A 22,408-nucleotide genomic window follows, 5' to 3' on the forward strand; every position below is an offset into this window, starting at 1 on the left:
ATGAAAAAAGTAATACGCTTCTTTATTCGCAACGTAATGCTCGTTAACCTCGGCATTATCCTCATCCTCACCCTTGGCCTCATCAGCGCCCTCAGGATGAACAGCTCCTTCTTTCCCGAAGTAGACGAGCGCTTTATCATGATCGAAGCCGTCTACCCCGGGGCCTCCCCCAAAGAAGTAGAGGAAGGAATCACCCTCAAGATAGAAGATAACCTCAAAGGCGTCACCGGCATAGACCGAATCACCTCCGTGTCCGGCGAAAACAGCGCCACCATCACCGTAGAACTCGAGTGGAGTGCCAATGCCGACCTCGTCCTGCAGGACGTCAAGAACGCCGTAGACCAGATCAGCACCTTTCCCGAAGGCATGGAGCGCCTCGTTACCTACGTCCAGGAAGTAACCAACTTTACTGCCAAGATGGCCCTCTACGGCGAAGTACCCCTCCAGGCCCTTAAGCAAAAAGCCGAACTCGTGGAAGACGAGCTTCGCGACTTTCCCAATATCTCCAAGATCAGTATCAGCGGCTATACCGATGAAGAAATAGAAATAGCCGTCAGAGAAAGCGACCTGCGCGCCTACAACCTTACCTTCTCAGACATAGCCCAGGCCGTAGGCCGTGAGAACATCCGTACCACCGGCGGTACCATCCGCGGACAGGAAGAGACCATCATCCGCTACGACCAGAAATTATACTATGCCGACCAGCTACGCGAGATCGTACTGCGCACCCAGCCCAATGGCAACGTCGTAAAGCTCGAAGACGTCGCTGATGTGCGCGACGACTGGTCCGAGTCCACCAATACCGCCTACTTTAACGGAGAGCCCGCCGTGCTCATCACCGTCAATACCCTTAATGAAGAAAGCATTATCCAGGCCGCCAACAGCGTAGCCGAATATGTGGAGCAATTCAACAGCCGCAACCAGACCGTTAAAGCCGCCATGGTCAATGACGCCACCGACGTGCTCAACGAACGCATCGCCCTCCTTCAGAAAAACGGGCTCATTGGTGCCGTTATCGTCTTCGTGCTGCTTGGTCTCTTCCTCCGCATTCGCCTCGCCTTCTGGGTCGCCCTCGGCATCCCCATTTCCCTCTTCGGCATGATCGTCGTCGCCTACGCCTTTGGCATCACCATCAACGTCCTCAGCCTCTTCGGCATGATCCTCGTCATAGGCATCCTCGTAGATGACGGAATCGTGGTAGGGGAGAACATCTTCCAGCATTTTGAACAAGGCAAAAGCCCCCTCCGCGCCGTAGTCGATGGCACCATGGAAGTGTTCCCCTCCATTCTTTCCGCCATCACCACCACATGCATAGCCTTTGGGTTCTTCTTCTTTATAGAAGCACAACTGGGCGAGTTTTTCAGCGACGTGGCCTTTGTAGTCATCTGGTCACTCATATTCTCCCTCATAGAAGTCATCCTGTTTCTCCCCGCCCACCTCGCCCATACCAAAGACCTAAAGGGCAAGACCAAACCCAATAAGGTAAAGCAAAAGATAGAAGATCAGCTCTTTGTCTTCCGTAAGAAAGTATTCGTCCCCATACTCGATTTCGTGCTCCGCTTCAAGGTATTCGGCTACCTCGCCGGCGTCGCCCTCCTCGTCATCACCTTTGGCGCCGTAGGGGCCGGTGTCATCCGTACCACCTTTTTCCCTTTTGTAGAAGGAAACGAAGTCACCGTTAACCTCGAAATGCCCCCCGGCACCCCCGATGAGCGTACCGAGGACGTTATGAAAATGATCGAACAGAAAGCAATGGCTCTTAACCAGGATTACCAGGACCAATACGGCAGCCAGTACATCACCAAAAGAGAAATACGCGTAGGCCCAGGCAGCAACGTCGGTACCGCCATTTTTTACCTCGTCTCATCCGAAGAGCGCGAGCGAAACAGCTTCCAGGTAGCCGGCGACCTCCGAGGTAAAACCGGTCCCGTGCCCGGCGTCGAAAAACTGAGCTTCAACAGCCGTTCCGCTTTTGGCAAGCCCGTCAATGTCTCCTTCTCAGCCCCCGACTATCAGACCATCCGCAATGCCGTCGCCGAGTTCAAAGAAGAGCTGCGTAAAACCGGTAAGGTGCGTGACATTATCAGCAACGACCAGGCCGACCGGCCCGAAGTAAACCTCAGCCTCAACCAGACCGGCAGGGGACTCGGCTTCACCGGCTCCGGCCTTATCAGCCAGGTGCGCGCCGGCTTCTTCGGATACGAAGCCCAGCGCCTGCAAAAAGGCGATGACGAAGTCAAGGTATGGGTAAGGTATGCCCTCGACAACCGCCAGGACGTTTCCCAGCTCGAAAACATGCGTATCCGAAGCCCCCAGGGCAGCAGCGTCCCCGTAGGCCAGGTAGCCACCCTCGAGCCACAGCAGGGGCTCATCACCATTAACCACCGCGACGGCAAGCGCGAAATTACCGTAGAGGGCGAGCTTGCCAGCCAGGACGTCTCCAGTACCCAACTGCTGGAGCAGGTACAGACCGAGGTCATGCCCGGCATACTCGAGCGATACCCCACCGTTAACGTCTCCTACGAAGGGCAGCAAAGAAGCACCCGGCGCCTGCAGAACTCGGTATCCAGCGTAGGCCCCTTTATTCTCGTGCTCCTCATCACCGTACTCATCTTTACCTTCCGCAGCTACACCCAGACCCTGGCCCTGCTGCTCGTGCTGCCCTTTGGGTTCATTGGCGCGGCCTGGGGGCACTACATCCATGGCCTCCCCATCAGCCTCCTCAGCTTCCTCGGGTTCATTGCCCTCGCCGGAGTGCTCATTAATGACGGCCTGGTATACATCAACACCTTCAACCAGTACCTCGCCGAAGGAACCCCCTTCCAGGAGTCCCTGCGAAAAACCGCCCTGAACCGCTTTAGGCCCCTCTTACTCACCACCGTCACCACCTCTGCCGGCCTGCTGCCCCTCGTCCTTGAGCAAAGCGTGCAGGCCCAGTTCCTCATCCCCATGGCCATCACCATCAGCTATGGGCTTATTGCCGGTTCATTTTTCCTTTCCGTACTACTGCCGGCCACACTTACCGCCGGCAATCATGCCAAGGTATACCTTACCTGGCTATGGGAAGGAGATAAGCCCGAATACGAATCCGTAGAGCGCGTGATCAAACGAAAAAAAGCAGCCCGAACCTATGAAAGCTAGTATCAGATCATTCCTGTTTTTCCTCTGTCTTATCAGCACAGCCAACTTTACCCGTGCCCAGGAGCTGCCCCGGCTGAGCCCCGATACCGTGCTCATGCACTCAGCCCCCCTTGTCACACTCGATGAGGCCTTAGCCATTGCCCTCAGGCAAAACTACAGCCTGCGCATCGCCGAAAGAGACCTCGAAATAGCCGAGAATAATGTCACCATCGGCAACGCCGGTTTTTTACCCAGCCTGCAGGCTTCCGGCAACTATAATTACTCCAACCAGGACACCCGCATCGAATTCGCCAGCCCCGAGGCAGATAACATAGACCGCAGCGGAGCCGTATCCGAATCCTATGGCGGCGCCCTTACCCTCAACTACACCATTTTCGGCGGTGGCCGCTTCTACATCTACGACCGCCTCATAGCCCAGTCAGACATAGCCCGCCTGCAGGAGTCACAGGCTATGCAGCAGACCATTCTCGATGTCAGCACCCAATACCTCGACATGGCAGGGCAGTACCGCAGTGTGCAGATCAATGAGCAGGCCATAGCCATCTCCGCCGAGCGGTACCTCAGAGTAAAGGGGCGCTACGAGTTTGGTGGCGTTAGCAAACTTGAGCTACTCAATGCCGAAGTAGACCTCAGAAACGACAGCATCACATGGAAGCAATCCATACTTGCCTTTAAGCAGCAGCAAAACGACTTTAATGTCCTCCTTGGTGTGCCGGTAGATACCACCTACCGTATTGACACAGCCTTTTCCTACACCCGTAACCTCGAGCTGCAGACCATACTGTCCGAGGCAGACCAGCGAAACCCCTCCCTCAGGCTCGCCAAACTAGACCGCCAGGTGAATGAACTAAGGGTAAAAGAAACCAATGCAGGCTTCTGGCCCATACTTGACCTTAGCGGAGGCTACCAATACAACCGTACCGAAAACGAGGCCGGCTTTGTCGCCCTGCAGCGTACCAAAGGCTGGAATACCGCCCTCAACCTCACCTTTGTCATCTACGACGGAGATAACCGTAACCGCCTTGTACAGAACGCTGAGGTTAACCTTGCCAGCAGCGACATACGGCTGGAACAAGCCCGCGCCACCCTGCAGGCAGACATTCGCAATGCATGGGTAGCCTACACCACCAATGTAGACCTGCTGGAAAGCAGCCTGGATAATCTGGAAGTGGCACGTTTGCAGTACACCCGCAGCCAGGAAGCCTTCGCCACCGGCGAGATCAACGGCCTGGACCTGCGCGACGCCCAGCTAAACCTGATCCGTGCCCGTAAAAACGTATCCGATCAGCAGATAGCCGTCAGGCAGGCCGAAATCAGCCTTTACTACCATGCCGGCTTGCTCGTAGAATAGCCCGTGTTTTATATGTACTTAGGACACTTTTCATTTACGAATATTCCCTCATTAGTTCGGTAGAGTTTCCCGGTGGTTTATCCCGGTTACCCTATGGTCAGGTAAGCGCCCCCCTATGTACAATACCAAATGTCAGTGCATTAGACGTTTATTCGTTTTACAGACTTTACCCGTGTGGGCCCGGCACGTCCCCGAAGCAGGGAACCCGGCAATAAGCTGTGGTTTCCTGCTGGTTTATTTGCGGGAAATCATGAGGTATTTTTAGAGATTGTGAAAGTTTTTCTTATATTGGAGGACTATTTCAAACGATTGCATAGACCCACGGTGGTGATTTTAGTTCATTTGTGGAACTAAAAATTGACAAGCACTTTCTCCACCGAATGCAGACCGGCTGATCTTTCACTTTTACTGGAATGTAAATGCCTTTTTTTAGGCACACAGCCGCTTCGTTTGGCAGAGTATGCCGGTGGATTAGTAAATCCTTACGCGTGGGCAAAAGGCCCTGGACGTGCTATTTGGCCGGTCATTTTTTAAATACTCGTTACTGACCGTTAGTGTCAGAAATTTTTCAAGGTTTTATAAAATAAATAGCTTCCAAAAATGAGACAGAAAATGCTGGAGTACAGTAAAATGATTCTGAGTAAGGTTAGTTTTAGCCGCGCCCTTTTCCAAAAAGAGTACCGGAAATCATTGAACATACTGGAAAAGAGCGAAGCTGAAGCGCTCCGTGAATGGGTGCAGCAAAACTATTTGCATCAGAAAGACCTTTGGTACACGGCTGACTCCTCTGCCGAGAGTCATATCGTGGCTTAAGTACAGATACATGAGGTATCTGTAGGGATCCGATCCCATGAGATTTGCAGTGTGCAGAATCTTTTAAGAATTACAACAGACCCCCTATAACCGGCCTATTTCAGGCCGGTTTTTTTTGTAACCACCCCCTGCGTTTACCCGTAAATATTCCTGATGGTTTCAAGCTAAAAAATCCATTGTGAAAGCTATACGCTCATTTTCTGCATGTCTGGTTATTGCCATTGCCCTACAGGTCAATGCAGATGCCACCTTTAAAGTAGAAGAGGCCGAAAGCAAGACCCCTGTAGAGGCAGTTGCCAGTCACTATTACCAGCGTAAGCCTGCTAAAGAAAGCATAAGGCAGCAGCAAAAGCTGGCTGAGCCCGCCTTTAGGCTTACCCAACTTCACACACCCTCACTTGCTTCAGCGACAAGTACGCCGCCCATTAGGCGTTACCTTGTTTTCTGCTCCTTTCTTTGTTAGCCAGTTCCCTTCAGACTCCACTGAATTTTACTGCTAACAAAAAACCACAGAATACATGAAGACATCCATGCTTGAGTATTGCAAGCTCATACTGTCCAAGGTATGTTTTGATAAGAGACTTTTCTGGAAAGAATACCGCAAAAGCCACCGCTTTCTGGGAGACCAGGACGCCTCTATCCTCAGAGAATGGGTCAGAGAAAAGTATTTCTCTACCGGTAAAAAACAAACGGCCACCTCACATGCCGCCTGAAGGGTATTGATTCTAATACAGTGTTAAACAAAAAAACCGGCCATATGAGCCGGTTTTTATTTTTTGGGGAATAGCTGATGCCAGATACTACTCCTGGAGTAAAGATCCCGTAAGACGCAGTATTTCCGTTTCTGACTGGATCAGGTCATACCGTGCCTGCAGATTTTCCAGGGAGGCATTCAGGAAAGCCAGTTGGATGTCACGGTAGTCAAAACTGTTAATGATACCCGTGCTGTATTTATCTTCCGCCAGCTGTACATTCAGTTGCGAAGCTTCCGCATTCAGCGCGCTTATGGCCTGCAGGCTCTTGCGTACGTCATACAATTCCACCGCCGTTTTCAGATCATTCGACAATTCCAGCATTAACTCATCTACCAGCAGATCGCCAATATTTTCCTCGACCATGGCATTTGCAATGTCCCTTTTCACCCGGCCACCGTCATATAGCGTAAAGTTCAGCGTGAAGTTTACAAAGAACTGATTACTAAGGTTATTAATCACCGGCGGCGTACCTTCCCCTACATTCGCCTGACTCAGGTCTAAACGCGAGCGGTTATGGCTATAGCCCCCCGTGGCGGTGATAGTCGGATACTGCTGTGCCTGTGCCAGCATCACCGACTTCTTCAGTAGCTGCTGGTTCAGGTACTGATTCCGCAGGTTCGTATTGTTAGCCGCCATCTGTGCGTAGAGCGCATCATAGTCAAAGTTCGTCTCTATCACCTCCAGGCTATCAGATACCTGTATTTGGTGATCCAGCGGCAGCGCCAGCAACACCTTCAGGTCACGCAGCGCCTGACCGTAAGCCTGTACCTGCCGCACATAGTTTGAGCTATCCGTCAGGTAAGCCGTCTGCTCCTGCAGCAAGTCAAAAGTCACCGCACTACCGATGCGCTTCCGCTCCTGTACGTAGCGGTAGCGGTCTCCGCTCACGTCCAGTGTACGCCTGAATACCTCCAGCCGTTCCTTTTCCAGCACCGCCTGGTAGTACTGTCCTATGATCGCCTTCATGGTGTTTTCCACTACCAGGGCCGCATTACCCATGCTCTGCTCTTCCAGTAGTGCCAGGCGGTGCTTGCTAATGTTTACCGCAAAGCCATTGAATAGCGTCCAGCTTACATTCACCCCCGGTGATACCGAATTACGAATAGTCGTGCCCGATAACTGAAAAGGGGCTGCATTAGGCACGTCAGACAGGCTGTTTTGCTGATCCACCACCAGGTTGATCGTAGGCCAGCGGCCCGCCTCACCCCATGAGTTATTGTTTTCAGCTATATCCACCCGTTTTCGCTCTATCCGGATATCGAAATTATTTTCCAGACCCAGTGATAACGCTTCGGCCAGGCTCAGGGAGTTTCCTTCCTGAGCCGCAGCCGGATGGTACCAGGCAGCACCTAACAGTACACCCGTTAGCAGGGTGCGTAATACTTTATGAAATATCTTCATGAATATGCGTGCTAAAGTCCCTTATTATCCTCTCTGCTCACAGATGTAGTGGCGAGCGTTTTAGCGTTGCCCATACGGATGGACTTCTCTCTTCGGTGATTTTTGATGGAAGGCTCCAGCCTCTCCCTCCTGATTTTATGGCCGAACGTCCTGGCCAGGCCATATCGCAGGTCATTGAATACCAGTACCAGTACAGGCAGGAATATCAGGATGAACATCGTGCCGAATAAGATACCGTACGCCACCGATACTGCCATGGGAATCAGGAATTGCGCCTGAAAGCTTTGCTCCAGTATGAGCGGATACAAACCTGCCACCGTCGTGATGGTAGTAAGCAAAATAGCTCTGAAACGCGCCTGACCGGCATTAAATATAGCCGTCTGTATATCCTCACCCTCCAGCAGGTTTCGGTTATACTTATCTATGAACACCACCGCATCGTTAATAACCACCCCAGCCAGCGCAAGCATACCCCAGGCACTAAGTAACGAAACCGGTGTGCCCTCCAGGCCATGCCCCCAGCAGGCTCCGATCCAGCCCAGAGGGATCATAAGGATGACCAATATGGCCTGTATGAAACTCCGGAAGCTGATAATAAGGATAATGATGATCACGATAAGAGCCAGGCCAAGGTACACGATCATCTGCTGCAGTGACTCCTCACTGTTTCTGGATTGCCCTTCATAACTGAAGCGAACACCCGGGTAGGAAGCCAGTACCTTAGGTTCTATATCCGTCCGGATCTTCTCCAGGATAGCGGGCACCTCGGCGTAAGGGTCCTCCAGGTCCGCTTCGATCGTGATCTCACGGCTGCCGTCCCTGTGCCGGATCGAGCTGGGGCCACGCTCTATGCTGTAGTCCACCAACTGAGTAAGCGGGTACGCTTCGCCGCTTTGGCTACGGATCTTGGCGCTCTCCAACTGGCCGATGTTCATCCGGTCCTCACGAGGGTAGCGAACATATACCCGTACCTCGTCTATCCCTCTCTGCAGGCGCTGGGCTTCTCCACCGAAAAATCCCTGGCGAAGCTGGTTTGAGATAATATTGCGGTCCAGGCCCAGGAAGTAGGCCTCCTCTTTGGGCTGAATGAGCACCTCTCTGCGTCCCAGGGGGTCCGTGTCCGAGATATCCTTAAGCATCGATATACCAGCCAGTTCCTCCTTCAGCATTTCCGTGGCCCCTTCCATTTCCTCCAGGTCATTGCCCAGCAGGCCGATAGAAACCGGCTTACCCCACCGGTTCATACCACCTACGGCAAACTTTTCAGCCTCCGGTACCGGCCCTATGTACTGCCTTATCATTCCCGCTATCTGGAAAGTGGATATCGGAGAGCCCTCCATATCTTCCAGCGAGACGCCTATGCTACCGGTATGGCTGCCGCTCTCACCGCCATTCATCATCACACCGGTTACCCGCGTAGTGCTTTCAATAAATTTAAAATCAGGATGGTATACGGCAAGCGTATCTTCTACCTGCCTTACTGCCTGCTCAAACCGTACCAGGTAGTCCTCTACAATGGCCTCGCCAGTACCAGGCTTAAAGGCCACCCCGATCTCGATCCTGTCAAACTGGATAGGAGGGAAGAAGGTATACCGGATGATCCCTCCCTTAAACATACCTATGGTGATAAGGAAAAAGAAAATGATTAGCGCAAAGCTTACATAGCGATAATCCAGGGCTTTTTTCAGGACCTTGCCATACACATGAGAACGCACCCAGTTAATCGAGTTTTCCAGGGCATTCTTAATTCGGGTAAAGAGCGTCTTTCTCTCCTGCTGCTTAAGCACAGATTTAGACCCGATGTGACCGGGCAGTACCAGGAAAGCCTCTACTAGTGAGAAGGAAAGGCTGGCAACCACCACAAAGGCGAGGTCTCCGAAAAACTCGAATGTACCCGTAACAAAGAACAGGGGTGTAAAGGCAACAATAGTGGTAAGAACAGAGGTGAATACCGCAGGTAATACCTCCAGCGTGCCATCAAGAGCAGCCTTCATTGGCTTTTTGCCCTTTTCAAAATGGGTGTAGATGTTTTCGGCGATCACAATACCATCATCCACAAGGATACCCACCACCAGGATCATTCCGAACAGGGAGATCATATTAATGGTCACACCACCGAAATAGGCAGCTATCGCCATACCCATGAAGCTGATGGGGATGCCCATGGCTACCCACATACTCAGCCTGAGGTTGAGAAACAGACCTAATACGACTATGATAAGGAAGAACCCGATGACCCCGTTTTTCACCAGCAGGTTCAGACGGGAGTGGAGGGTATTCAGAAAGTCGAGTGTGATGGTGAGGTTTACATCATTATGCTTTTCGTTAAACGTAGCCGCATAATTATTTACGTAGGAACTGATGGCCTCCAGGTCCTCCTCAGGCAGTTTCGTTACCTCAATATTTACCGACTGCTCCCCATTGTAATACACGCTGTAGGATTGCTCGGCAAACTGCAGTTTCACGTCTGCAATGTCCTTTATCAGAAGGTTTGTGCCCTCAGCATTCGAGCGGAGCGTAATATTGCCTATCTCGTCAGGGTCTACCTCTTTGGCGCGGGAACGGATAAGTACCTCCTCCTGCGTGTTTCTGAGGGTACCGGCCGATATATCCCTGTTTTGGGTGCGTATGGCAGTTATGATGTCCTCAAAGGTAAGGTTATACCTGTTCAGGTTCTCTTCCGGTACTTCCACACTGATCTCCAGGGTAGGGTAGCCCGATATTTCCACCTGGCTGATGAGGCCGGAGTTCAGGAGGTCTTTTTCCACACGTTGGGCATACTCCTTCAGCTCCATCATTTCCAGATCACCATGCAGTACCATGATGACGCCCCGGTCCGTATTCTTTCTTTTAAAAACGGTGGGCTTTTCAGCATTTTCAGGAAAGCTGCTGATCTGGTCCACGGCATTTTTTACCTCTGTGAGTATCTCATCTATGTCGTAATTTTCATAGGTGGTGATATTCACGTTGGCAGAGTTCTCCGAGCTGGTGGAGATGATCTCTTTTATACCGGGAATGGCTTTTACCGCCTGCTCGATCTTGGTGGCTACCCCTTCTTCCATCTCACGTGGTGATGCTCCGGGCATAGCCACATTAATGGTAATATTATTAGTGGAGCGCTCAGGGAAGAAAGACTTTTTCATTAAAAGGCCGGCCCCGATACCACCCATCAGGAGTACCAGAATGATCAGGTTAGCCAGCAGGGGGAATTTAATGAATTCGCCTACTAATTTTTTCATAAGCTTATCCTTGCAGGATTTGTACTTTCATATCTTCTTCAGCCGTGGCCGGGGCCTCGGTCACCAGTTTTTCTCCTGGTTCCAGGCCTCTTATCAGGTAGGTCTCATCATTGCTTTTCACCACCTGTATCTGCTTCTTCTTCAATACCCCGTCGCTTACCACATATACATGGTTACGGTCGAACACGCTTTTGCGCGGGATTTCCATGACATTTTCCAGCGTCTCGCCATCTATCACAGCCTTCATATACATGCCGTCATACAAAGGGGCTTCCCGGCGGGGCTTTACATTAATGTACACATTTATCGACTGGGTGCTGGGGTCCACGCGTTCCGCTTTGCGCAGGATAGTACCTTCCCATTCAGTTTCACCCTCACGGTCTGTCACCACCACCTCACTGCCTGTTTTTACAAACTTCTCGTTACGGATCTCGATAGGCACTTCCAGCTCCAGCTTGTCAGTCCGGAAAATCCTGGCTATCTGACCGCCGGCATTCACTACAGAGCCCGTTTCCAGGAATACCTCCGAGATATTACCATCATACGGCGCGTAGATATAGTATTTTCTAAGGCGCTCTTCCAGGCTGCGTATGCTATAGTATTCGTTCAGAATATTACGGGTGGCGAGGAAGGTCTTTAGCTTAGGGTCTTCCACTGCAGGGATTGCAGGCAGGGTTTTCTCTATGTCTATTTTATCAAAGTAACTCTGCCAGGCCTCATAGCTGTCAGTGAAGTCAATACGCAGGTCCGGAAGTATCCCGGCAATCATATTAAGAAAGGTGCTCTTACGTGCCTGTATGGTCAGCCGGTTTTCAGTATCGTCTATACGCGCGAGAAGCTGCCCTTTTCTGAAGGACTGCCCTCTTTTTAGTGATACGGATCCGGGTAGAAGTCTACCGCTTACCTCGGCGGTAATTGTTACGGGCTGGCTGGATCCCAGACGGCCAAATGCCTCTACACTGGAGTTTTTATCGCTGTAAGAGACCTCCTGTACACGCACGTGATTTACAACCGGCGGTTTGGGGCGTTGGGGTGGAAGCTCTTTCTGGTTGCTGAAATAGGTCATGAGTCCGTATCCCGATGCCAGGATCAGAATGACAAGCAATCCAGCTAGCATTACCTTTTTATTCATCGATGCCAATTTTCCTTTATTAAGTAGCTTTTTTTTCTACGCGAAATTATGAAACGTGTTTAGCAGTTGACAGGCTATTTACGCCAGCGGATGTATGAATTAACAGGCGGAGGGGAGAGGCATTAAAAAAAGCCCCTGCACAGGGCAGGGGCTTTAAATAAGGGCGCCGGCAATGTCTCCGGCTTAGTTCAATAGCATATTTTTTTCTGTCAGGTAGTACCGGCTACCAATCAGAAGATAGTCATTGGTCATTTCCTCATCAAACAGTTCACTGGCCATGAACTCCGGATCAGTGGTCATGTCCTCGGCTACTACAGGAGCCTGCCAGTAGATAACCATGTGCACCAGGCTGATATCGTTCTGGTCTTTCCAGATTTCTTTTTTGATGAAGCTACGCTGGTCTTCCAGTTTACCTGTCCATTCAGTACTGTCTTTCCGGAAGAAATCTTCCTGGGAAGACGGGTCTACTCTGAAAGTGAGGAACTCCACTGCTACCGATGCCTTTCGCTCTTTCTGTCTAAGTTTGGATACACCCGTATGGAATATGCCAACGACCATCAGAACAATCAGTAGAAGTGAGAATCTTTTCATCAAGAACAGGAATTAATTAAGTGTTTGAATAGGTAAACTTACCTACCAAATATAATCATTTATATGATGCAATTGCAAGTATTAACGTGCGGTATGTACTAAACATAGAAAACCTGCCTCTGCAATTCCTGAAAAGTGAGGCAGTTACCTACTTTATTTGTGTTTTTCCTGGCGACTGTGTAATTAAATGTATAATTGCCCTTTTTGAATAATTAAAATTATCAAGTTCTAAAACGTAATATTTCCGGGGTTTAGATACCTCTTTTTTAGCGGTAATTGAGGGTTATATGCCCTCAAATAGCGTGTGTGTATCCAGGTAGTCAGGTACGGTGGCCTGCCATTTCAGTTCCTGCGAAATATAATTCTGAAGGGCCATGGCACTTTCTTCTTCGCCATGTACGATGTAGGTCATCTTGGGGCTGCTTTCGAAACCGGAAAGCCAGCGGTGTAGCTCCTGCCGGTCTGCATGTGCGGAGAGGCCGTCTATATCTTTTACATGACAGCGTATAGGCACGGGCAGTCCGAATACTTTGACGGCTATTTCACCATCCTGAATATCACGCCCCCGGGTGCCCACAGGCTGGAATCCGCTGAAGAGCAAGGTGTCGTTCTCCCGTGGCAGGCGGTGGTAGAGGTGATGGAGGATACGCCCGCCGGTGAGCATGCCGCTGGCTGATAATATCACGGCATTCTTTTCCAGCTTATTGAGGCTTTTGGATAGCTCCCGGTCACGGCAGTAGTGCAGGTTAGGATGGTCAAATACCCCCCTGGGTTCGTCCAGTTCTTTATTATCCAGGCGGTGGTATTTTATAAACTTCCTGTACAGGTCGGTTACGCTGATGGCCATGGGGCTGTCTATGTAAACAGGAATGTTTGGTATGCGTCCGGCATCTATAAGCTTGGTGAGGTAGTAAATTATGGTTTGGGTACGACCAACACTAAAGGCCGGTATGAGCAGTACCCCACCATTGTCCTGGCTTTCGTTTACCACTTCGGCAAACTGCTCCTCTACGTCCTCATTTACGTCCTCATTAAAGTTATCCCGGTCCCCGTAGGTAGACTCTATGAGTAGTATATCAGCAGAGGGAACACTGGCAGGGTTAAAGAGAGTGGGGTGGTTATACCTGCCCAGGTCACCGCTGAAGAGGATGGTTTTTTCCTGGTAGCTACCCTGCAGGCGTACTTCTACCATGCTGGCGCCCAGAATGTGGCCGGCGTAGTGAAACCGGAAGCTGATTCGCTCATCCAGTCTTATCCACTCACCCATGGGGCTGGTGGTAAGATGAGGGAATACCTGCTGAGCATCTTCTGCCGTGTAGAGGGGTTGGGGGTATTCATGTTTGGAGTATCCTTTTTTCCTGGCAAACTCGGCTTCCTCTTCCTGTAGTCGTCCGGAATCAGTCAGCATGATCCTGAGCAGTTCAGCAGTGGGCTCAGTGCAGTGGACAGGGCCGCGGTACCCGTCTTTAAACAACCTGGGCAGGTAGCCGCTATGGTCTATGTGAGCATGCGTAAGCAGTACGGCATCGATCTTGTCGTGCTCCAATGGCAGCGGGTGCCAGTTTCGTTCCCTGAGGGGCTTAAGACCCTGAAAGAGTCCGCAGTCAATTAGCAAGTGAGTATCGTCTACTTCCAGCAGGTACTTTGAGCCGGTGACGCTCTTGGCGGCGCCAAAAAATTTGAGCCTTACATTCATACAATAAAAAGTGGCAGGTAAAAAAAAAGCACCTCACTGAGGTGCTAAATAATATAGTTAAAGTTCTCTGAAAAACTCCAGAAAACCAGCGTTTCTTCCTTTATAGCGCATAACCAGTAGCGGAAAATCAGAGTCGAGCTGTATGAGCTTCTCTGCTATGCTACCGAGAAAAAAAGCGGTGGATACAGTACGGCCCTTCGCACCGATGACTACCAGGTCAGCCTTCTTATTTTTGGCTACATCCACGATGTTGGTAGTGAAGTCGTTATTATCATCAAGATCGTAGAGGTCTTTAAGGGGTACCTCCTTTTTATCGATCTTATGAATGAACTTTTTAAACTCCATCCGGGCATTTTTCTTCATTCGCTCAGCTACTTCCTTAAAGGACTTGCCTGTATAGTGATAGCCTGCCGGTACTTTATAGACGTTCATGCAGAGTACCTGAGGCTTCTCGGTACGCACACTGGCGATATCAATGGCTTTTTCCAGGGCAAGTTTACTGTACTCTGAAAAGTCGATAGGCACAAGAATACGCTCCAGGGAAGGCTTGGTGTCTTCCGGAATGATGAGGAGAGCACATGCTGCACGGCGGGCCAGACGCTGTGCAAGCATACCACTTTGTTTACTCTTTTCTCTTCTGCCCAGTATAATAAGGTCTATATCCTTAATATCAATGATATTGAGCATTTGCCTGCCGATGCTGCCGGTCTTTACAATAATGTCAATTTTCTGCTTAACATCGGGCAGGTACTTGTCCACCTCGGATTGAATGATCCGCTTCTTTTCATCGATGGTCTTTTCCTTCAGGTCAGGAAATTCGCTTTTGAGTGCTTCTGGAAATTCTTCTTCTTTGAGAATGTAGACAAAGTTAATTTCCTCTACCCGATCACTTTGGGTAATGAAGCTTACGAAATTCATAAGCGTTTCGTCCAGATCGGATAAATCCAGACCTACAAGTACGTTTTTGAACATGTACATGATACAATCCCTGCTGTTTGGGGTTCAAAATTAGTATATTCCCTCAAGCATCCCGGTATATTTTCTCCGATTTTTCGTGGACCGGCCAGGCTTATAACTGATCAATATAAGGGTAAATACTGGTATAAATCGAGCGACGTAATATTGTTTGGAAACCAGGTGGATTATCCTGTTACCATTTCGGGTTTCCTGGCATAAGGGAAAATGGATTTTTTTTAAAGTTCACCCCTCCTTTTTTCATTAATAGTCTTTCAGAAGGTCCGCCAGCATTTCAAACTGCTCCTTAGAGTGAGCGGGAAAGTTGGCAATCCGGATGTGTTTATCGGCATAATCCCCGTATCCGGTACCTACTACAAGCCCATTCTTGGCCAGGTGACCCTGTAATTCCTCTACATCCCCGTCTACTTCCAGCACAATTACAGTCTGACTCCGGTTTTCTTTTTTCTGCACAAAAGGCCTTACGGTAGGGTGGCCTTCCACCGCATTATAGATTACGGCCGACTTATAGCCGGTCTCATTACGAATCTGTTTTATTCCACGCGTGATCATATCACGGGCCACTTTGCCCAGCAGGTAAATACCGAGAACATTCGGCGTCTCAGGGGTCTGGTCTTTCAGTGCCTTAGCCCAAAGGCTGGGGAGGCTGTGGTACGAGCCTACGGACCTTTTACGCATCAGCATCGACTCGGCTTTGGCCATGCACCGGTCATTTACTATCCAGACACCTAACCCGGCAGGCAGGCCGAATGCTTTCTGTACACTGAAATAGAGGCTGTCAAAGTCATTGAAATCAAAGGGCGCGCAGGGTATGGAAGAAACAGCGTCTACGGCTATAAGCTGCTCGGGAAAGGCCTTTCTAAGAACGCCCAGATCCTTCATGGTGTGCATAGCTCCGGTACTGGTCTCATTGTGGGTGATAGAAATGAGTTCGTACGTTTCACTGAGCATGATCTTTTCCAGGTCTACTACCTGGCCGTCCGGAGCCATTATCTTTTGGGGGTTACGTCCCAGTTCCATAGCTATTTTAAAAAAGCGGCTGGAGAAAGCTCCATTGATGAGGTGGTAAGATTCTTCTTCGACGAGGTTTTGTATGGTACGTTCCCATATCTCGGTGGCAGAGGCTGTAAAGAAGATATGGAAGTTGTCGGGTATGTCCAGTAGTTCGGACAGCGTTTCGCGGGTTTCCCGGAAGATTGACTGAAAGGTGGCACTGCGATGTGAAATACTGGGTATCTGATCACGGAGGGCTGCCCGGATATGATCCTGTACGGTAAAGTATAGTTCTGATGGCCCGGGGGTCAAATAAGTCCTTCTGATGTTCATCGGCCGCTGATGTGATTTAGTTTGTAATGTTTGTAAACGTAAGTAATGAAATATAGAAGCGGAATAAGCAGCATAATCCCGCATATCATAAACATGGTTGGTATCCCGAATTCTTCGGCCAGGTAACCGGTAAGTATGGCGCCTAAGCCGATGCCCAGGTCTATTGCGCTTAAAAAGGTGCTGTTTGCCATTCCTCTGCGTTCCACAGTAACCATGTTCATGATCATGGTCTGTAAGGTAGGAATGAATAAGCCATTGCCAAGGCCGATCACAAATCCTGATGCAAGCATAGGCGTGCTGCTCTCAGAGAGGGACAGAAGTATGAGACCGGTAATAGTGAGGGTGAAGGATGAGATCAGCAGTAAGCGCGGTCCCTTCTTATCCATGATACGGCCTGCAGTGGGCCGGAATATGGCTACTCCTGCTGCATACACCAAAAAGAAGATGCCTACATTTTCCATTCCTACCTGCTTGGCATACAGCGTGATAAAACCAAGAATGGCGGAATAGGGTATAGCTCCCATGAACATCATAAAGCTAATGGGCAGTACTTTTTTCTCGTACATAGTACGGAAGCTGATCTTACGCTTTGCCTTGGCCGGCGGTGGAAAGCGCATGAGCATAACCATGACGATGCCCAATAGTGCCAGTCCGAAAGCTGTATAAAACAGGCGGTCGTAATGATCTCCATCCAGTACCTCAAGCGCAAGCAAAGGGGCCAGGGCCATACTTAGTGTAATGCTCATGCCGAAAATCCCGAGGCCTTCGCCCCTGCGTTTATCAGGTACTATATCTGTGGCAATAGTGCTTCCCCCGGTGGTAAGAAACCCCCAGCTAAGGCCATGGGCCACGCGAAGGGCCAGCAGAAGCATGAGGGAGGTGGCAAAAGGGTAAAAGGCGAGCAGAAGGACGAAGAGTGAGATGGCCCATAGATATACCGGTCGTCTGCCAAGGGCATCGAAGGCATACCCGCTAAAAGGGCGGACCAGAAGGGCGGAAAAAGCGTACAGGCCAACGGCATAGCCGACCATATCCTTGCTTTCGCCGAGGTGGTCTACTACATAGAGGGGGAGTACCGGCACCAGAAAATAAAATGCCACTGCCACAAGCAAATAGGCCAGGCAGTGGAGAATGAAATTTCTGGACCACAACTTTTTCACATTTGACGTAGAAATAGCTTGCACGTAGTGTTTTTTAAAGTAGTCCTATAGGTTAATCAGGCAGTGGTTCTTTTGTTTGTAGAAGAGAGGTGGTTGAGGGAAAGAAAGATTATTTGAGGGGCAAATGAATTTTCTGGTATCGAAATAAGTTTTACCTTTGACACATGAGACGGGCAAGCGGCCCGTTTATCATTTATGCCGGGTGGCCGGCATTCTCTTTGCTGATTTAAAGTATCCCGTTGGGTCCGTGACTGTTTTTCAAACCTAACATTTATACTTATACCGAGTGAAGCCTTTTTTCAAAACTAGGCCTCAACCCTGTTCGCAGGGTCTTCGGTCTCTGACCGAAGTTAACAGTGGATTGTTGCGATTATTGGGCAGCTCAAAACTTGTCTTCTTGGGGTTTTGAATAAACCTCTCGGGCCTTTCGGGAATTGTATTATAAAAGCCCGCTGCTTTTCTGCAGCGGGCTTTCTTTTTTTCTAGCGATTTTGTTCATAGCGCCTGGCTTCGCGCACATCTATCAGCTCCCCATTGAGATAGGCTATGATAAAGGCACTGTCTATGCCAAGCCGGATTATATCTCTTCTGAATGACCTTGCTCGCTCAAAACTGGAAAACCTGCCCAGGGTGTATTTATTGACATCACCTACAGTCTCTATTCCCAGCCCCAGTAGTTGCTCCCTGTAGCCTGAAAGGTCAAAATCCCGAAAGGCCCCTATCTGTACCTGGTAATAGAGGCCGGTAGCGGTGTCGCTATGTTCCAGTAGTAACAGGTTGACTGATTTCAGACTATCCAGCCTGTCCTTGAGCCTGACCTTTTCTTCCCTGAGCTGGTTTCGCTCTTTACGTATGCCAGGCCACTTGCCAAAAGGTGGCTCCGCTACTTCGCCCATGATGATGTAAATGCCCAGCAAAGCGGTTATGATCAGGACAATCATAAGTAAGCCCGAGACAAACCGATTACGTTTGCGGCTTTTTTTCAAGCGCCTTTCCAGCTCGTATAATTGTTCTGCATGGGCAGGATTCTCTATCATAGCGTATTATTAGTAAGGCATACCGGGGCTGCATGAGGGCCCTGTGGGTGTCTTCCCTGTAATTAAGGGAAAATACCCTGATTTATGTAGCTGGCCGCTATTTTTTCAAGGGCCACTATGAATGCAGCGGTGCGCAGATCAGTATTTTTGGTCTGGCTGGTGTCGCGTATATTTCTGTAAGCACGTACCATGGTTTCCTCGAGTCCGCTATTTACAAGGTCTTGTTCGTCAGCTCCTACTTCCAGGCCCTGCTTGTCTTCTGTGGTAAAGTTATGGTTGCTGGCTTTTTCGATAGCCTCGACTATGCGCCGGTTATTGAGCATTTCATAGCGCTTCTCGATTTTACCGAAAGACACACGGGATAGGTTCTTGAGCCACTCAAAGTAACTTACGGTTACACCGCCGGCATTGAGGTAGATGTCTGGTATGATAATGATGTTCTTCTCCAGAAGGATGTGCTCTGCATCTTTTGTTACCGGCCCGTTAGCTGCTTCAGCTACTATCTTAGCTTTGATATTGGCAGCATTATGTGAGGTGATCTGGTTCTCTAACGCAGCCGGTACCAGTACATCACACTCGTATTCCAGCATTTCAATTGAATTGGGTACCGATTTGGCACCAGGCATATCCAGAATAGAGCCGGTGTCCGTACGGTGCTTTAATACCTGCCCGGGGTCGAGGCCCTCTTCATTGTACAGTCCGCCCTCGTACTCGGCGATACCTATGATCTTAGCACCGGCCTGGTGCAGGTATAAGGCTGAATGGAAGCCCACATTACCGAAACCCTGGACGATGATCTTTTTATCTTTAAGACCTGCGTTCAGGCCAACTTTCTTCATCATTTCTGCATCCTCGGCCAGTTCACGGATGCCAATATACACGCCCCGGCCGGTGGCCTCCTTGCGACCGCGGATTCCGGACAGGCTTAACGGCTTACCGGTAACACACCCAATACCATTTATATTGTTGGGGTTAAATGTAAGATAGGTGTCCGCTATCCAGGCCATTTCGCGGGCTCCGGTGCCCATGTCAGGGGCAGGTACGTCGAGCGCCGGGTCTATAAAGTTTTTCTTGATCAGCTCGACCGTGTAGCGCCTGGTTATTCGTTCCAGTTCATGAAGGCTAAAGTCTTTCGTGTTTATATTCACGCCTCCCTTTGCTCCACCGAAGGGTACATCTACCAGGGCACACTTGTAACTCATAAGTGAGGCAAGGCCCATTACTTCGTGCTTGGCGACCAGGTCACTATACCTTATACCACCTTTAGTAGGGAGTTTATGGTGAGAGTGCTGTACCCGGTAAGCTTCAATAACCAGGTACGTACCATCATCCCTTTTTATGGGGAAATTAAACTGGAATATATTGTTGCACTGCTTTATCTGTTCCAGAAGCCCTTCGGGCAGTTCACTGAAGCCAGCTGCTTTATCGAGATAGGCAGATACCTCCTCGAACATATTGTAATCGCTACCTGGAGTCATTGGGTTAATGTTTTGATTTATAGTGATTTGGTAGTAATAACGGACAAATCACCAAAATGTGTAAAGATTAATAAAGTACTCTGAACCGTATTGTTTGGTCAATTGCTTTCAAATCCTTAATTACCTCCTTGTCATAGGCTTTATCAATATCAGTGATCACATACCCGATGGTCTCATTGGTTTTCAGATACTGGCCCACAATGTTAATGTTGTGACTGAATAACACCTGGTTGATTTTGGCGAGAATACCGGGCATGTTGTGGTGAATATGAATCAGACGGTGTGCATTCTCCAGACGAGGAAGCTGCAGGTTAGGGAAATTAACGCTGTTGGTGGTACCACCGGTATTGATATAATCTAAGATCTTGCCCGGTACAAACCCTGCTATATTTTCCTGTGCTTCCTGCGTGCTGCCTCCGATGTGTGGAGAAAGCATCAGGTTTGGCAGGCCTTTCAGGGCTGATTCAAATGGCTCCTTATTCGTTTTGGGCTCAGAAGGGAATACATCCACGGCTGCTCCGCCTACCTTACCGCTGCTGATGCTGTCGCTCAGTGCCTCAATATCTACCACATGACCCCGTGAGAGGTTCAGGAAAATAACCCCGTCTTTCATGGAGGCAAATTCAGGTTTGCCTATCAGGTTTTCGTTTTCCGGACGCCCGTCTACGTGCAGGGTTACGATGTCCGCAAGGGATAGCAGCTCCTCCATGCTATCGCATTTTACGGCATTACCCAAGGCTAGTTTCTCTACGGCATCATAATAGTATACGCTCATGCCCATGCTTTCTGCCAGTACGGAAAGCTGGGCACCTATATTCCCATACCCAACTATGCCCAGATTCTTGCCTCTGACCTCAAAGCTGCCACTGGCAGACTTATTCCACTTGCCCTGATGCATTTGAGCAGAGCGGTCCGGCAGGCGTCTCATGAGCATTATGATCTGTCCGATGGCCATCTCGACCACAGAGCGGGTGTTGCTGTAGGGAGCATTAAATACGGCGACCCCTTTTTTCAGGCAACCTTCCAGGTCTATCTGATTAGTACCGATGCAGAAGGCTCCCACGACCATCAGCCTGTTGGCATTCTCCAGTACCTTTTCGGTGATGTGGGTCTTGGAGCGTATACCAAGTATCGTTACATTCTTTATACGCTCACTAAGTTCCTCCTCATCCATAGCACCCGGATGTACCTCCACATTATATCCTTCTTCCTGCATGATCTTAAGGGCCTGCGGATGAATATTTTCGAGCAGAAGGACATTTATGCGGTTCTTAGGGTAAGATATAGCAGTATTCATTTTATTCACGTATAAGAATTCATCAAGACTGGGAGTGATGTGGTCGGCTTTTTCGGTTACCTTGGTGCGCTCTACGTTTTCTGTAAAAGCATAAAAGCGGTTGGCCAGCCCCGAGGCTTTAATTTCGTAGTCTGTATATCCATCTCCAATTACATAGACATCGCCATCGAGTTCCAGCCGCTTTAGCTGTTCTACCTTGCCATTATTTTTACTTAGCAGTATGTCCTTATCAAATCCGATGATGTTCCCTTTCTCGTCAAAGATGAATTTATTGGCATAGACATTAGCTGCTTTTATGCCATATTCGGTCACTATGGGGGTGATAAATTCATTGAACCCGTTAGAGAGGATAAATATTCGATCGGCGTTATTTTCAAAAAACTCTCTGTTTCGCTTAAAGCTGGAGGAGACTTTTTTACTAAGGTGTTCCACCAGTGGCTTGAGGTCGTCACGGTGAGCATCCAGTAATTCCAGCCGCTTTTCCAGTGATTCACGAAAAGACATACCCCCGTCCATTCCCTGGTCGGTTATGTCTTTAATTTTTTGTAGCCGCTCGTCTTTTTGGGGATGGTTTTCCAGGCTTATTTCACCCAGTACGTCCAGTGCCTCAACCTGGGTAAACGTACTGTCAAAATCAATAATAAAAAATTTGTTCGCTTCCATGCGATTTGGTTATGAGCTAAGATGAATATTCTTCAGGGTTTACGTTTGCTCATTCTTCTATGTCATGGCTAACATATCAAAATAATCGGTACTACTCAATGCCACAGGCTATGTATAATTTACCAGGCGATATATTGAGGAAACCATTTTCATACAAAAGATTGCTACATCTTATTGTTTAGTAAGAGGTTGAAGTACGGTATTATGCCTAGAGATAGTTGCCGGTAACGGATGGAGGGGGTGTCACAGAATTGTGCAAAAGGGTTGGCTATAGTTTTTCCACACGATCACTATATGTTGACTATGGGATGACTATAGGTTTACTATAGAATAGATCAAAGGGCGGTTATAGG

At 49.3% G+C, this 22,408-nt stretch carries 16 protein-coding genes; 5 read left to right on the forward strand and 11 right to left on the reverse strand.

Annotation, left to right across the window (positions count from 1 at the left end):
* From AB9P05_RS16730 to AB9P05_RS16750, 5 genes are all read left to right on the forward strand, one after another.
* The gene (locus AB9P05_RS16730) at window positions 1–3,141 is read left to right on the forward strand and encodes an efflux RND transporter permease subunit (protein ID WP_371909978.1); all 3,141 of its coding nucleotides are present in this window, start codon (window positions 1–3) and stop codon (window positions 3,139–3,141) included.
* Window positions 3,131–4,492 (forward strand): TolC family protein, encoded by a 1,362-nt coding sequence (locus AB9P05_RS16735; RefSeq protein WP_371909979.1) that lies wholly within the window; start codon window positions 3,131–3,133, stop codon window positions 4,490–4,492. The genes AB9P05_RS16730 and AB9P05_RS16735 overlap by 11 nt, the downstream gene beginning before the upstream one ends.
* 600 nt (window positions 4,493–5,092) lie before the next feature.
* Entirely contained in the window at window positions 5,093–5,305 is a 213-nt protein-coding gene (locus AB9P05_RS16740) for a hypothetical protein (RefSeq protein ID WP_371909980.1), read from the forward strand.
* Window positions 5,306–5,483: 178 nt separating this feature from the next.
* Entirely contained in the window at window positions 5,484–5,768 is a 285-nt protein-coding gene (locus AB9P05_RS16745; protein WP_371909981.1) for a hypothetical protein, read from the forward strand.
* 55 nt (window positions 5,769–5,823) lie between these two features.
* Window positions 5,824–6,018, forward strand: coding sequence for a hypothetical protein (locus AB9P05_RS16750; protein WP_371909982.1), 195 nt, complete (start codon window positions 5,824–5,826; stop codon window positions 6,016–6,018).
* An 87-nt stretch (window positions 6,019–6,105) separates the two neighbouring features.
* Here AB9P05_RS16750 and AB9P05_RS16755 read toward each other — a convergent pair whose 3' ends face one another.
* From AB9P05_RS16755 to serA, 11 genes are all read right to left on the reverse strand, one after another.
* Window positions 6,106–7,461 carry a TolC family protein gene (locus AB9P05_RS16755; RefSeq protein ID WP_371909983.1) on the reverse strand — a complete coding sequence of 452 codons (1,356 nt, stop codon included), beginning with the start codon at window positions 7,459–7,461 and terminating at the stop codon, window positions 6,106–6,108.
* Between the two features lie 11 nt (window positions 7,462–7,472).
* Window positions 7,473–10,700 carry an efflux RND transporter permease subunit gene (locus AB9P05_RS16760; protein WP_371909984.1) on the reverse strand — a complete coding sequence of 1,076 codons (3,228 nt, stop codon included), beginning with the start codon at window positions 10,698–10,700 and terminating at the stop codon, window positions 7,473–7,475.
* 4 nt (window positions 10,701–10,704) lie between these two features.
* The gene (locus tag AB9P05_RS16765; RefSeq protein ID WP_371909985.1) at window positions 10,705–11,832 is read right to left on the reverse strand and encodes an efflux RND transporter periplasmic adaptor subunit; all 1,128 of its coding nucleotides are present in this window, start codon (window positions 11,830–11,832) and stop codon (window positions 10,705–10,707) included.
* Between the two features lie 183 nt (window positions 11,833–12,015).
* A complete protein-coding gene (locus AB9P05_RS16770) occupies window positions 12,016–12,423 on the reverse strand; it encodes a TIGR03792 family protein (protein WP_371909986.1) in 408 nt (135 codons plus the stop codon).
* Between the two features lie 283 nt (window positions 12,424–12,706).
* Window positions 12,707–14,119, reverse strand: a complete 1,413-nt coding sequence (locus AB9P05_RS16775) for an MBL fold metallo-hydrolase RNA specificity domain-containing protein (RefSeq protein WP_371909987.1) — start codon at window positions 14,117–14,119, stop codon at window positions 12,707–12,709.
* 57 nt (window positions 14,120–14,176) lie between these two features.
* A complete protein-coding gene (locus AB9P05_RS16780; RefSeq protein WP_371909988.1) occupies window positions 14,177–15,091 on the reverse strand; it encodes a universal stress protein in 915 nt (304 codons plus the stop codon).
* 246 nt (window positions 15,092–15,337) lie between these two features.
* Window positions 15,338–16,420, reverse strand: coding sequence for an aminotransferase class V-fold PLP-dependent enzyme (locus AB9P05_RS16785; protein ID WP_371909989.1), 1,083 nt, complete (start codon window positions 16,418–16,420; stop codon window positions 15,338–15,340).
* On the reverse strand, window positions 16,417–17,604 hold the full coding sequence (locus AB9P05_RS16790) for an MFS transporter (RefSeq protein WP_371909990.1): 1,188 nt from the start codon (window positions 17,602–17,604) through the stop codon (window positions 16,417–16,419). The genes AB9P05_RS16785 and AB9P05_RS16790 overlap by 4 nt, the downstream gene beginning before the upstream one ends.
* Window positions 17,605–18,062: 458 nt before the next feature.
* Window positions 18,063–18,617, reverse strand: a complete 555-nt coding sequence (locus tag AB9P05_RS16795; RefSeq protein ID WP_371909991.1) for an SPOR domain-containing protein — start codon at window positions 18,615–18,617, stop codon at window positions 18,063–18,065.
* A 62-nt stretch (window positions 18,618–18,679) separates the two neighbouring features.
* Window positions 18,680–20,095, reverse strand: coding sequence for a Glu/Leu/Phe/Val dehydrogenase (locus tag AB9P05_RS16800; protein ID WP_371909992.1), 1,416 nt, complete (start codon window positions 20,093–20,095; stop codon window positions 18,680–18,682).
* Between the two features lie 67 nt (window positions 20,096–20,162).
* Window positions 20,163–22,055 carry a phosphoglycerate dehydrogenase gene (serA, locus tag AB9P05_RS16805; RefSeq protein ID WP_371909993.1) on the reverse strand — a complete coding sequence of 631 codons (1,893 nt, stop codon included), beginning with the start codon at window positions 22,053–22,055 and terminating at the stop codon, window positions 20,163–20,165.
* Window positions 22,056–22,408 lie beyond the last annotated feature (353 nt).

Source organism: Roseivirga sp. BDSF3-8 (assembly GCF_041449215.1).
Lineage (GTDB): Bacteria > Bacteroidota > Bacteroidia > Cytophagales > Cyclobacteriaceae > JBGNFV01.

Excerpts from the sequence above, each read along its gene's own strand:
- AB9P05_RS16730 (WP_371909978.1), top strand. The coding sequence starts at position 1 with ATGAAAAAAGTAATACGCTTCTTTATTCGCAACGTAATGCTCGTTAAC.
- AB9P05_RS16735 (WP_371909979.1), top strand. The coding sequence starts at position 3,131 with ATGAAAGCTAGTATCAGATCATTCCTGTTTTTCCTCTGTCTTATCAGC.
- AB9P05_RS16740 (WP_371909980.1), top strand. The coding sequence starts at position 5,093 with ATGAGACAGAAAATGCTGGAGTACAGTAAAATGATTCTGAGTAAGGTT.
- AB9P05_RS16750 (WP_371909982.1), top strand. The coding sequence starts at position 5,824 with ATGAAGACATCCATGCTTGAGTATTGCAAGCTCATACTGTCCAAGGTA.
- AB9P05_RS16755 (WP_371909983.1), bottom strand. The coding sequence starts at position 7,461 with ATGAAGATATTTCATAAAGTATTACGCACCCTGCTAACGGGTGTACTG.
- AB9P05_RS16760 (WP_371909984.1), bottom strand. The coding sequence starts at position 10,700 with ATGAAAAAATTAGTAGGCGAATTCATTAAATTCCCCCTGCTGGCTAAC.
- AB9P05_RS16765 (WP_371909985.1), bottom strand. The coding sequence starts at position 11,832 with ATGAATAAAAAGGTAATGCTAGCTGGATTGCTTGTCATTCTGATCCTG.
- AB9P05_RS16770 (WP_371909986.1), bottom strand. The coding sequence starts at position 12,423 with ATGAAAAGATTCTCACTTCTACTGATTGTTCTGATGGTCGTTGGCATA.
- AB9P05_RS16775 (WP_371909987.1), bottom strand. The coding sequence starts at position 14,119 with ATGAATGTAAGGCTCAAATTTTTTGGCGCCGCCAAGAGCGTCACCGGC.
- AB9P05_RS16780 (WP_371909988.1), bottom strand. The coding sequence starts at position 15,091 with ATGTTCAAAAACGTACTTGTAGGTCTGGATTTATCCGATCTGGACGAA.
- AB9P05_RS16785 (WP_371909989.1), bottom strand. The coding sequence starts at position 16,420 with ATGAACATCAGAAGGACTTATTTGACCCCCGGGCCATCAGAACTATAC.
- AB9P05_RS16795 (WP_371909991.1), bottom strand. The coding sequence starts at position 18,617 with ATGATAGAGAATCCTGCCCATGCAGAACAATTATACGAGCTGGAAAGG.
- AB9P05_RS16800 (WP_371909992.1), bottom strand. The coding sequence starts at position 20,095 with ATGACTCCAGGTAGCGATTACAATATGTTCGAGGAGGTATCTGCCTAT.
- serA (WP_371909993.1), bottom strand. The coding sequence starts at position 22,055 with ATGGAAGCGAACAAATTTTTTATTATTGATTTTGACAGTACGTTTACC.